This is a genomic window from Flavobacterium sp. GNP011, from assembly GCF_056428925.1.
Genome location: NZ_JBWJVJ010000005.1, coordinates 167837 through 181611 on the forward strand (window position 1 = coordinate 167837; position 13775 = coordinate 181611).

Here is a 13775-nt window from a genome sequence, read left to right on the forward strand (position 1 = left end):
TAAAGGGAATTATTGTAAAACCCTATTAATTTGAGAAAAGTTTTTTTCATAATACCGCTCCTTGGTTGAAGATATGATTACTCCATTACTGGTTGATGAATGGATAAATTTAATTTCTCCCTCACAAACCTCAACAACCATCCCAACGTGATTGATTTGCCCTCTACCATTGGTTTTAAAAAATATTAAATCTCCTTTTTGAGCTTCATCCGTACTAATCTTAGTACCTATCTCAGATTGCTCTCTAGAAGTTCGAGGTAATTTTATATCAAAAGAACCAAAAGTGGAACACATTAACCCAGAACAATCAAAGCCCTCTTTACTAGTACCTCCACTTCGGTATCGAGTTCCTATGTTTTCTGATGCTCTAGAAATCAACTGGTCTAAAAAATCGTGATTAAATGATGGTTTAACGGCAGTATTAAAGTCAATTTTTTTGCTTTCTATAACTGCATCGCTAATTTTTATCTCCTGCGTTTGATTCAACTCGTAATTTAATTGGTTAGGCGAAAGTATAGAAAGCTTATACCCTACTGGAAGACCATTTTTAATTTCAGGATTTTGCTTCTCTAAATCTTGTACAGTAATACCATATTGTTTTGCTATGGCATACTTAGTTTCCTTAGGTAAGACCTCTCTTATTATAGATTGGGAACTAGAATTTAATGTTCCTGTAGTAGTATTAGTCTGAATAATTCTAGCTGAATTATCTGTCACTTTTTCTACTACGCTACTTGTAGCTGGTATTGTTTCCAAATTTTCATTTTTGGGACTTGCTGCAACAATTGTTTTACTAGTTTCTTTAAGAGGGATAGTTTGACTTTGTGATACAACCTCTGTGCCCGGGATTGTTATCATTTGACCCGCCCGCAATGCTTTTACGCCTATTTCAGGATTTGCTTTGTCAAATTCTTTGATTGTAATTCTGTATTTTCGTGTGATAGAATACTTTGTCTCTTTTGGTAAAACTGCTCTTGTAAAAGTGCTTTTAACTTCATTTTGATCTTCGCTATTACCTCTTTCGGTGCGATTTGCAACATCCAATTCCGTTTTACTAGATAAAAATGCGTTTTCAGGAATATTAATTTTTTGACCTATTCGCAGTTCACTTTCTCCTAGCGTTGGATTTAATTCTTTCAGAACTTTAAATGCAATTCCGTATTGTTTAGCTATTCCGTATAACGTTTCTTTGGCTTGTACTTCATGATCTTTTGTTTTTTGACTTAAGATCGAATTACTTTTGGAAACACTTTTGTTTTTAGCCTCTTGTGGAATTATCAAAATGGCATTCAGTTTTAATAATTTTTTGGCACTTGGGTTTAATTTTATAATCTCACTTTGCTTCACTTCATATTTATCAGCAATACTGGATACGGTTTCTCCTTTTACGATAGTATGTTTTATGACTCGCTCTTGCGAGAAAATAGCAATACTATTTAGAAAAAATAAAGCTGTTAGTAATCGTAAATTCATATTTATTTGTTTGCTGCTCTTTAAAAACATAGAGAGCGTGATTTGGTTCTCAGTTAATTGATTAAAAAAATGATATATAACTTTTCATTTCTAAACAATATAAAAATGCAACTACCTTAATCTCTTTGTCTGAAAGAGTTTTTCCAATCTAAATATTAGCGATTGGGATTAGGATTGCATTAAATTCAAAAATTCCTGAAAATGAATTAAATTTTTATTTAATTATTTCAAAAAAGCTAATTTAATTGATTTAGTCAAAAAACACACCCTTTTTTAGAACTTTAACGTTGAAAAAATCCATTTTAACGAATTCTTTAGAAAAATTAAACGAACTAGCTTACTTGATATTTATTACTATTCTTACTTTAGAAGTAAACTCAAGTAATTTATATCACAAAAAAAACTCTCAAAATAGCTTTGAGAGTTTTTAAAAGGAATAAAAAAATTTAAGAATTACTTGCTGCAGCAATCAAATTTAAAGCTGATCCTGCCTCAAACCAACCTATTTGACTTTCATTATAAGTATGATTTGCAAGAATTCGATCAGTGCTACCATCTGAGTGAACAAACTCTAGTGTGAGTGGTTTTGCAGGTGCAAATGATATTAAGTCAAGAAAATTAATAGTATCGTCTTCTTGAATTTTATCATAATCATTTTCATTTGTAAAAGTCAAAGCCAGCATACCTTGTTTTTTTAAATTCGTTTCATGTATGCGTGCAAACGATTTAACAAGTACTGCTTTCACCCCTAAAAATCGAGGCTCCATAGCGGCATGTTCACGTGAAGAACCTTCTCCATAATTGTGATCTCCCACAACTATTGAAGGAATTCCAAGGGCTTTGTACGCACGTGCAACCGAAGGAACAGCATCATATTCTTCTGTTAATTGATTTTTTACAGCGTTCGTTTTTTGATTAAATGCATTAACCGCACCTATTAGCATATTATTTGAAATATTATCTAAATGCCCTCTAAAACGCAACCAAGGACCAGCCATAGATATGTGATCTGTGGTACACTTGCCAAATGCTTTTATCAATAACTTTGCTCCTGTAATATTTTTTTGATCCCAAGCTTCAAATGGAGCTAAAAGTTGCAGCCTATCAGACGTTTCGCTGACCAAGATTTGAACTCCAGAACCATCTTCAGCTGGCACTTGAAATCCATTATCCTCTACTGCAAAACCTTTTTGAGGCAGTTCATCTCCATAAGGTGCCGTTAATTTCACCTCTTCACCATTATCATTTATCAAAATATCTGTAATCGGATTAAAATCCAAACGTCCCGAAATAGCCAGAGCCGCAACCATTTCTGGAGAGGTTACAAATGCATGGGTGTTAGGATTTCCATCGGCTCTTTTCGAAAAGTTTCGATTGAACGAATGCACAATGGTATTTTTTTCTTCTTTATCCGCTCCTGCTCTATCCCATTGCCCGATGCACGGTCCGCAAGCATTGGTAAATACTTTGGTTCCCATTTTTTCAAAAGTGGCAATAATCCCATCTCTTTCAATAGTATATCTAATTTGTTCCGATCCTGGATTGATACCGAATTCTGCTTTTGGAGTAATCCCTAATTCCACTGCTTGGTTTACAATTGATGCAGCTCGTGCCATATCTTCATAAGAGGAGTTGGTACAAGATCCTATCAAACCCCATTCTACTTTAATTGGCCAACCGTTTGCAGCAGCTTCTGCTTTCATTTGAGATACTGGTGTTCCTCTATCAGGCGTGAAAGGTCCATTAATATGTGGCTCTAATTCAGAAAGATTGATTTCAATTACTTGGTCGAAATAAGTTTCAGGATCTGCATAAACCTCAGGATCTGCGGTTAAATATGCTGCTACATGGTCTGCTGCATCTACCACATCTTGTCTGCCCGTTGCTGCTAAATACCTGCGCATGGATTCATCATAACCAAATGTAGATGTTGTTGCTCCAATCTCAGCACCCATGTTGCAAATAGTCCCTTTACCAGTGCATGACATGGCTAATGCTCCTTCTCCAAAATATTCAACAATAGCTCCTGTGCCTCCTTTTACAGTGAGAATATCAGCTACTTTTAAAATAACGTCTTTTGGAGCAGTCCATCCAGATAACTTACCCGTCAATTTAACTCCAATTAATTTAGGAAATTTCAATTCCCAAGACATTCCAGACATCACATCAACAGCATCAGCTCCACCTACACCAATAGCAAGCATTCCCAAACCACCCGCATTAACGGTATGTGAATCAGTACCAATCATCAAACCTCCAGGGAAAGCATAATTTTCTAAAACGATTTGATGAATAATTCCTGAACCTGGTTTCCAGAACCCGATTCCGTATTTATTGGAAACTGAGGAAAGGAAATCAAAAACTTCTTTGGATTGTGTATTGGCTATAGCCAAATCGGATTTAGCTCCATTTTTTGCCAAAATTAAGTGATCACAATGAACTGTTGTGGGTACAGCTACCGTCTTTTTACCCGCATGCATAAACTGCAATAAGGCCATTTGTGCTGTGGCATCTTGGCATGCAACTCTATCTGGTGCAAAATCAACATAATCAACACCACGAGTAAAAGCTTGGTTAAGCTTGCCTTCCCAAAGGTGATTGTACAAAATTTTCTCGCTTAATGTAAGCGGTCTACCTACAACTTTTCGTGCTGCATCAACACGATCTGCCATGTTGCTGTACACTCTTTTTATCATTTCTATATCAAAGGCCATAATTTCATTTTAAATGTTACTAAACTTATTTACAATTTACGAAAAATTAGGACAGCTATTACACAAAAAAAAGCTCGAGTATCTAAACTCGAGCTTTTTACAAAAAATTTAACGTATCTCTTTATAAAACGGATTGCTTATTTGAAGGAGCAAACTTGGTTAAATTGATACCTTTAACTGCTATTTTATATTCTTCAATAGTTGGCGTTCTTCCTAAGATGGTTGACAAGACAACTACTGGCGTAGAAGAAAGTAATGATTCTCCTTTTTTCTCAGCTGTATCTTCTACTACTCTACCTTGGAACAAACGAGTAGATGTTGCCATAACCGTATCTCCTTTTGAAGCTTTTTCTTGGTTCCCCATACATAAGTTACAACCTGGACGCTCTAAATACAACATGTTTTCATATTCAGTACGTGCAGCACCTTTGGGAGCGTTATCATCAAACTCAAAACCAGAATATTTTTGTAAAACTTCCCAATCACCTTCTGCTTTTAACTCATCTACGATGTTATAGGTTGGTGGCGCTACTACTAATGGTGCTTTAAATTCTACTTTACCATTTTGTGCTTCCACGTTTTTAAGCATTTGTGCTAATATTTTCATATCCCCTTTGTGCACCATACAAGAACCGATGAACCCTAAATCTACTTTTTTATCCCCTCCGTAAAATGAAAGTGGACGAATGGTATCGTGAGTATATCTTTTAGAAACGTCTTTGTTGTTTACATCTGGATCAGCAATCATTGGTTCGTTAATCACATCCAAATCTACCTCCACTTCTGCATAATATTTAGCATTGGCATCTGGAGTTAAAGCTGGTTTATCACCTGATTTAATCTCAGCAATTCTCTTATTTGCTTTGTTGATTAATCCTTGAAGAACCTGCGTTTTGTTATCCATTCCTTTATCAATCATGATCTGGATTCTTCCTTTTGCAATTTCCAAAGATTCCACTAAAGTATCATCTTCTGAAATACAAATCGAAGCTTTGGCTTTCATTTCAGCAGTCCAATCTGTAAAGGTAAAGGCTTGATCGGCTGTAAGAGTTCCTAAATGCACTTCAATAATTCTTCCTTGGAAAACATTTTCTCCTCCAAATTTTTGTAACATTTGCGCTTGAGTAGCATGAACTACATCACGGAAATCCATATAACTGGCCATTTGACCTTTGAAAGTTACTTTTACAGATTCAGGTATAGGCATAGAAGCTTCTCCTGTTGCAAGAGCTAAAGCAACTGTACCCGAATCGGCACCGAATGCTACTCCTTTTGACATACGAGTATGTGAATCACCACCAATAATAATTGCCCAATCGTCAATTACAATATCGTTAAGAACCTTATGAATTACGTCAGTCATTGCATGGTACTGACCTTTTGGGTCACGAGCAGTAATCAAACCAAAATCGTTCATGAATTTCATCAATTTTGGAATATTAGCTTGCGCTTTTTTATCCCAAACTGACGCAGTATGACAACCTGATTGGTAAGCACCGTCAACTATTGGTGAAATCACTGTTGCTGCCATAGACTCTAATTCTTGAGCCGTCATTAATCCCGTTGTATCTTGAGAACCAACGATATTTACTTCAACACGAACATCAGAACCCGCGTGTAATGCTTTTTTAGAAATGGTTCCTACAGCATTTCTGTTGAAGATTTTTTCAACAGCAGTAAGACCTTGTCCTTCAATTGAAACCTCTTTTGAAGGCGCATAAACTAGAGGTGCTTCAATTCCTAAAGTCTTAGCTGCAAAAGTTTGAATTTTTTTACCAAAAACAATCGCATAAGAACCACCAGCTTTGATGAATTCCATTTTCTGAGGCGTGAAAGCTTTAGAAATGTCAATTAATTCTTGGTCTCCGTTATATAACCTTTTTGATTTTGTATTAATGGTAAGAACCGTTCCTGTTGCTACAGAATACGTTTCTTCTAAAACTGGATCACCACTTTCATTACGAACTACTTCTCCGTTAGCGTCTGTCTTTTTTACCCAGTTTTTTAAATCTAAACCGATACCACCCGTTACATCAACTGTAGTTAGGAAAATTGGAGAAATTCCGTTTGTTCCTGCAACAATTGGCATAAAGTTTACGAACGGCACATATGGACTTGCTTGTTTACCTGTCCAAAGCGCTACGTTGTTTACACCTGACATACGAGATGAACCTACACCCATTGTACCTCTTTCAGCAATTAACATTACAGATTTGTCTGGATGTTGTGCTTGCAACGCTTTGATTTCATCTTGAGCTTGAGGTGTAATCATACATTTACCGTGCAATTCACGATCGGAACGTGAGTGAGCTTGGTTACCTGGTGACAATAAATCTGTAGAAATATCTCCTTCACCTGCTATAAACGTTACTACTTTTATTTCTTCAGCTACTTCTGGAAGTTTTGTGAAAAATTCTGCTTGAGCATAACTTTCTAAAATTTCTCTAGCTACTTCATTATTACTTTCAAATGCAGCTTTTAAACGATCCATATCGGCATCGTAAAGATATACTTGAGTTTTAAGAACTTTAGCAGCTTCTTTGGCAATTGCTATATTATTTCCCAAAGCTAAATCTAGTAACACTTCAATTGAAGGACCACCTTTCATGTGCGATAATAATTCAAAAGCAAAAGCAGGAGTAATTTCATTTACCACTTCTTCACCAAGAATAATTTCCTTTAAAAATTTTGCTTTTTCAGTAGCAGCACTTGTAGTTCCTGGTAAGGTATTGTAGATAAAAAACTTAAGAGAATCTGCTCTATTTGCGTTATTTGTATCTTTAATTTGTGCTACGATTTCGATTAGCAATTCTGCTGAATCAATTGGTTTTGGGTGAAGACCTTGAACTTTACGCTCTTCAATTTCATTAATGTAATCGTTATAAATACTCATAAGTGTGATATATTACTGTTCCATTTTGCTAAAAATTCATTGCAAATAGAGACATAAGAATTAAATGTTATTTTGTTTAGCAAATTTAAGAATTAAAGCTGAGATTTAAAAAAATTTAATAGAAGTCCCGTTTTTAAAAATTATTATTGCTAAAACTATATGAAAAACCACTTTTATCATAGATTATTCAAAATTTTAATAAAATTCTATTTATTTGGTATTTAAAAAAGCCATTTTTAGCAATCCTTGAATTTAGACCATAATAAAAAAAGGTTCTTTGCTGCTTTTACAACAAAGAACCTTTCTAAATAAGCTAACTACAACGTTATAATAGCTTTTCAATAATCATTTCTTCACTTATTCCCTCGGCATCAGCTTTGTAATTTTTAATAATTCGGTGTCTCAAAATTCCAGTTGCCACGGCTTGAACATCTTCTATGTCTGGAGAAAATTTTCCATTAAAAGCGGCATTGGCTTTGGCAGCCAAAATCAAATTTTGAGAGGCTCTAGGTCCTGCTCCCCAATCTAAATAATTTTTTACAAATTCATTTGACAAGGAATTATCTGGACGCGTTTTACTTACCAAGCGCACCGCATATTCTATAACATTATCCGCAACAGGAATTCTTCGAATCAATTCTTGAAAATCAATAATCTCTTGTGCAGTAAAAAGTGAATTTACAACTACTTTCTCATTAGATGTAGTTTGCTTTACCACTTGTACTTCCTCTTCAAAACTTGGATATTCAAGTTTTATAGCAAACATAAAACGATCCAGTTGCGCTTCAGGTAAAGGATAGGTACCTTCTTGCTCAATTGGGTTTTGAGTTGCCAAAACAAAATAGGGCAAATTCAATTTGTAATTATTCCCAGCAATAGTAACTGATCTTTCTTGCATAGCCTCAAGTAAAGCTGCTTGCGTTTTGGGAGGTGTTCTATTGATCTCATCAGCCAAAACTATATTCGAAAAAATAGGTCCTTTTATGAATTTGAATTGTCTGCTTTCATCCAAAATTTCACTTCCTAAAATATCTGATGGCATTAAATCTGGAGTAAACTGGATTCTTTTAAACTCTAGACCTAAGGCCTGCGCCAAAGTGTTTACCATAAGTGTTTTTGCTAATCCAGGAACGCCCACTAATAATGCATGCCCTCCGGAAAAAATACAAAGTAATATTTGATCGACAACAGCATCTTGTCCTACAATAATTTTTGCGATTTCGTTTTTTAGTTCATTTCGTTTTTGAACCAAATTATGTATTGCTGCAACATCTGACATGTATATATTTTTTTAAATTAAAAAAGAGCTAGTTTATGCAAGCATAAAACTAACTCTTTTTATTTATTTACAGAAATTTTTTAAGTTTTAAACCCTAAAAATAAGTCTATTTTTTTAACCAATTGTTCGTGAATTTACAATCTCTATATTCCCCCTGAATCTTGATGTAGGTCTCTTTGATTTTTTCATCAAACCATTTTCCTATTTCAGTAATTCGTTTTTGCTTTAACGCTAAATCTTTAATTTTGATGTAATCCTTAGCATAATCTGCCGTGTGTTCATCAATTCTATTGGTTACCGTAATAATTTTATAACTTTTTTTACCTTCTTCACTTTGATCTAAGATAGGTGCAGAAACCTCATTTTCTTTTAAATTAGAAACTTGGCTGTAAAAAGTAGGATCCATTTTTGTCAACTCAAAACGAGTATCTTGTGTTTGTGGATTGATTAAAACACCTCCATTTGCTCGAGTTTCTTTTTCATCCGATAAAGTTCTTGCAGCTTCTGCAAATGTAATGTCCTTATCCTCTATTCTTTTTTTAATTAAAGTTATCAATTCTTTAGCTTCCTTCAAAGACTGCTCTGTTACAGTAGGAGACAATAATATATGACGAATCTCTCTCTCCTGTCCTTTAATTTTTTCTACTAGAATAATGTGGTACCCAAAAATTGTTTCGAAAGGAGCTGACACTTCTCCTTCTTCTAAACTGAATGCCACTTCTTTAAACTCTTTTACAAATGGAGTTGACCGATTCATTTTATAATACCCTCCAGTTGACTTAGAAGCTGGATCTTGCGTATATAAAACTGCTTTTGTTGAAAAACTAGCACCTTCTTCTACTTCTTTTTTAAACCCATTGAGTTTGTCAATGACTTTTTGCTTGTCTTCTGCAGAAACTTTTGGCATAACCACAATTTGTGCAACTTCAAGTTCTACACCAAAAAATGGCAAATCAGCCGCTGGTATTTGTTTAAAATAATTTCTTACCTCTTCTGGAGTTATTTCAACAGCATCTACAATCTTCTTTTGCATTTCTGATGTTAGCTTTCCTTCCTTTAAGATATCAGCAAAATAAGTTCTAAATTCTTCTTCAGAATCTTTTTTATAATATTGAACCACTTTTTCCATAGACCCAATTTTGTCTATCATGTAATTCAATCGTTCTTCCATCATTCCTTTTACCTCAGCATCAGTTACAATAATACTATCCTGAACTGCTTGGTGCGCATATAACTTATCCTCTAACAGTTTCCCTAGCATTTGACAACGATCGTAATCTGACGTATTACCTCCACCTGCTTGTATCTCTAAATACGTTTTATCTATATCTGAGTCTAAGATAATATAATCCCCAACAGTTGCCACAACACCATCAACTTTCTGCTTACCAGTTGATTTTACTTTTTTTACAGGTGCAATTACGGAATCCTTAATAATTTCTTGTGCGTTCACAACTACACTCATAAACATTAAAAACAAAACAGTAAGTGTAATTCTATTATTATTGGACTTCATTGGTATTGAATTTATTGGCATTAATTTAATTTATATTTGTAATGTTTTTTTTTAAATAATTACATCCAATAAAACCCATTTTACTGTGTTTCTAATCAGATTGTAACTTTCTAAAATTAAAATATTTACTATGACAAAAACAAAAGATGTTCTCTTAAAATTTTAAAAACGAACAAAAATAACAATTCAATTACATTATACAAGTATACCTACTACTATTAACAAAAAATTATAGCGCAAGTAATCTCTAATATTTTAAAGAAATTTATTAAAGTTCAAACCTTGTGACATAAATTCCCTCTCACGATATCTTTTATATTCTTTAAAAATCCTCTAAATAAAATCATTGAAAATGTTTTTTCTGCTTTATTTTCGAAATTCTTGCTTACAATTAAATCTTAAAATTCTCATTTTTTAACTTTTAAACTGCAAAGTTGTAAACACTACATCGTTTTCGGAGTGAATATAAATTTAACGAATTATCATCGCTCTAAATAATAATTAAATTAGCTATTATTATCAATTTAAGAGAATAAAACATAATAAAATTAAAAAACCTCTTATTTATTACCATAAAATTTAGATATAAATAATAAATACAGTTTTCTTAATCTATAAGTTTCTTTCTCAAAGAATGATAACAGTAACCCAATTCTAACTAAAAAAATTAACCAAAATTATTATGAAAAAACACGTATTAAAAACCTGTGCCATCGCGTCGCTTTTTTTAAGTTTAAACGCTTGTTCCACATCAGACGAATTGCAAAAAGATGCCATAGAACAAGCATCTCAGTTTAAAATCATTCAAGTTACTAAACATGACGGAAAACCTTTTAGCACTGGGAAACAAACTAACATCCCTTCTGGAAGATATGTTGCAAATCCGGGTGGAGGTGTCATGATGCAAGCCTTTTACTGGGATGTACCAGCGGGCGGAACGTGGTGGAATGTTGTAAATTCAAAAATTACGGCTTGGTCAAACGCTGGTATTGGCTCAATCTGGCTACCTCCTGTATCAAAAGCCCAAAATGGACCATTCTCTATGGGATATGACCCTACTGACTATTTTGATTTTGGTAATTTTAATCAAAACGGAACTGTTGAAACGCGTTTTGGTTCTAAAACCGAACTAGAAAGTTTAATAACAAAGGTTCATGCCGAAAACATGCAAGTGTATGCAGATATGGTTCTCAATCACAATAGTGGCGGGCAACTAGAGAGCAATCCATTTACAGGAACACAAACATACACTAATTTTACAGGTGTTGCCTCTGGTAAGTTTAAACGAACAAGTGCTGATTTTTATAAAAATGCCTACGGCAATAATGATGAAGGTTTTTTTGGAGGATTTCCTGACCTAGCTCACGTTACTCCAAATGTTCAAGATTGGCTTTGGAAAAGAGCTGATGGTGTAGGTAAATTTTATAAAAACACGATGAAATTTGACGGCTGGAGATTTGATTACGTAAAAGGTTTTGGTGCTTGGGTTGTTAAAGATTGGAATGCTAATGTAGGCGGATTCTCTGTAGGTGAACTTTGGGATTCTAATGTAAATTTACTTAATGACTGGGCAAATAACGCCAATAGTTCTGTGTTCGACTTTGCTTGCTATTATAAAATGAATGATGCTTTTGATGGAAATAATCTAAATGTTTTGAATGATGATATGATGTGGAAAAGAAATCCGTACAAAGCGGTTACATTTGTCACCAATCATGATACTGATGAAATTTGGAAAAAGGAATTGGCTTATGCTTATATTTTAACGCATGAAGGATATCCAACAATTTTTTACCGTGATTATGAAGAATGGCTAAACAAAGCCAAATTAAATAATCTAATATGGATTCATAACAATAAAGCAACCGGGAACACTTCTATTTTATACACAGATAATGATGAATACATAGCAAGAAGAAACGGCTATAATGGCAATCCAGGATTAGTCGTTTACATCAACAACTCCTCAACCTGGCAAGAGCGTTGGATACAAACTAATTGGTCTAATGCACAAATAAAAGATTTTACAGGTAACTCTGGCTGGTTCCCAACAACACAAGCTGACAAATGGGTAAAAATACAATGTCCACCTAATGGATATTCTGTTTGGTCCATCAACATGTAATAATTTTTCTTTGAGGCTGCCTTTTTTAGGCAGCCTCTTTTATTTAGAATCGTTTACATAATACGAAAACACCTTTTAAAGAGATCAAATTTTCAAATAGCGTATATAAATAGTACTTTTGCAAACTATTGATATACATATGGGCTTTTTAGAAGAAATACAACGCAGAAGAACTTTCGGGATTATCTCACATCCTGATGCTGGAAAAACGACATTGACTGAAAAATTACTTCTTTTTGGAGGAGCAATTCAAGAAGCAGGTGCCGTAAAAAATAATAAAATAAAGAAAGGTGCTACGAGTGACTTTATGGAAATTGAACGCCAGAGAGGAATTTCTGTATCAACATCTGTACTTGCATTCAATTACCAAGACAAGAAAATAAACATACTTGATACTCCCGGACACAAGGATTTTGCCGAAGACACTTTTAGAACTTTAACAGCAGTTGATAGTGTAATTGTAGTGATTGACGTAGCTAAAGGTGTAGAGGAACAAACTGAAAAATTAGTAGCAGTTTGTAGAATGCGTAAGATTCCAATTATTGTATTTATCAATAAATTAGATAGAGAAGGAAAAGATGCATTCGACTTAATGGACGAAGTTGAACAAAAACTTGGACTTACTGTAACACCTTTGAGTTTCCCTATTGGGATGGGATATGACTTTCAAGGAATTTATAATCTTTGGGAACAAAATATCAATTTGTTTAGCGGAGATAGCAGAAAAAACATCGAAGAAACTATTGCTTTCTCAGATGTACAAAGTCCTGAGCTTGAAAAAATAATTGGTCAAAAACCAGCCGATAAACTTAGAGAAGAATTAGAGTTAATTGACGAAGTGTATCCAAAATTTGACAGACAAGATTATTTAGACGGAAAACTACAACCCGTTTTCTTTGGTTCAGCATTAAACAATTTTGGTGTTAGAGAACTACTAGATTGCTTTGTAGAAATTGCACCTTCACCTCGACCAAAAGACTCCGAAACAAGGCTAGTGGATCCAGAAGAACAAAAAATGTCTGGTTTTGTATTTAAAATCCATGCCAATATGGATCCTAAACACCGAGACAGACTCGCTTTTATTAAAATCGTGTCGGGTACTTTTGAAAGAAACAAACCCTATTATCACGTTCGCCAAAAGAAAAATTTAAAATTTTCAAGTCCAAACGCATTTTTTGCAGAGAAAAAAGAAATTGTAGACATCTCTTATCCTGGAGATATTGTAGGCCTTCATGATACAGGAAATTTTAAAATTGGTGATACACTTACCGAAGGGGAATTAATGAGTTTTAAAGGAATCCCAAGTTTTTCACCAGAACACTTTAGATACATCAATAACGCTGATCCTATGAAAGCCAAACAGCTAGACAAAGGAATTGATCAGTTAATGGATGAAGGAGTAGCGCAATTGTTTACACTAGAAATGAATAACAGAAAAATCATTGGAACAGTGGGCGCGTTGCAGTACGAGGTAATTCAATACCGTTTGGAGCATGAATATGGAGCCAAATGTACTTATGAAAATTTCCCTGTTCACAAAGCTTGCTGGGTAAAGCCAAATGATCTAAAAAGTGACGAGTTTAAAGAGTTTAGAAGAATCAAACAAAAATTCTTGGCGCATGATAAATACGGTCAATTAGTGTTTCTAGCAGACTCTGATTTTACAATTCAAATGACACAAAGTAAATATCCAAATGTGAAATTATTTTTTACTTCTGAATTTGAATAATTATCATCTAAATGAAAACCCAAAAAAAAAACGCTAATTTTTCAAT

General features: G+C 34.1%; 7 protein-coding genes. 2 read left to right on the plus strand and 5 right to left on the minus strand.

Annotated elements, in window-relative coordinates:
* Window positions 1-9: 9 nt before the first annotated feature.
* From AC061E_RS06845 to AC061E_RS06865, 5 genes are all read right to left on the minus strand, one after another.
* The gene (locus AC061E_RS06845) at window positions 10-1473 is read right to left on the minus strand and encodes a LysM peptidoglycan-binding domain-containing protein (RefSeq protein ID WP_478285573.1); all 1464 of its coding nucleotides are present in this window, start codon (window positions 1471-1473) and stop codon (window positions 10-12) included.
* Between the two features lie 446 nt (window positions 1474-1919).
* Window positions 1920-4187: an aconitate hydratase gene (locus AC061E_RS06850; protein WP_478285574.1), complete on the minus strand. Its 2268-nt coding sequence runs from the start codon at window positions 4185-4187 to the stop codon at window positions 1920-1922.
* Between the two features lie 121 nt (window positions 4188-4308).
* The gene (locus AC061E_RS06855) at window positions 4309-7080 is read right to left on the minus strand and encodes a bifunctional aconitate hydratase 2/2-methylisocitrate dehydratase (RefSeq protein ID WP_478285575.1); all 2772 of its coding nucleotides are present in this window, start codon (window positions 7078-7080) and stop codon (window positions 4309-4311) included.
* 325 nt (window positions 7081-7405) lie between these two features.
* Complete coding sequence (locus tag AC061E_RS06860) at window positions 7406-8359, minus strand: AAA family ATPase (protein WP_478285576.1); 954 nt, start codon at window positions 8357-8359, stop codon at window positions 7406-7408.
* A gap of 106 nt (window positions 8360-8465) precedes the next feature.
* Window positions 8466-9875, minus strand: coding sequence for a peptidylprolyl isomerase (locus AC061E_RS06865; protein WP_478285577.1), 1410 nt, complete (start codon window positions 9873-9875; stop codon window positions 8466-8468).
* Window positions 9876-10557: 682 nt separating this feature from the next.
* Between AC061E_RS06865 and AC061E_RS06870 the strand changes: the two genes are divergently transcribed.
* Window positions 10558-12000: an alpha-amylase gene (locus AC061E_RS06870; protein WP_478285578.1), complete on the plus strand. Its 1443-nt coding sequence runs from the start codon at window positions 10558-10560 to the stop codon at window positions 11998-12000.
* Between the two features lie 139 nt (window positions 12001-12139).
* Window positions 12140-13729 carry a peptide chain release factor 3 gene (locus tag AC061E_RS06875; protein ID WP_478285618.1) on the plus strand — a complete coding sequence of 530 codons (1590 nt, stop codon included), beginning with the start codon at window positions 12140-12142 and terminating at the stop codon, window positions 13727-13729.
* Window positions 13730-13775: the final 46 nt, after the last annotated feature.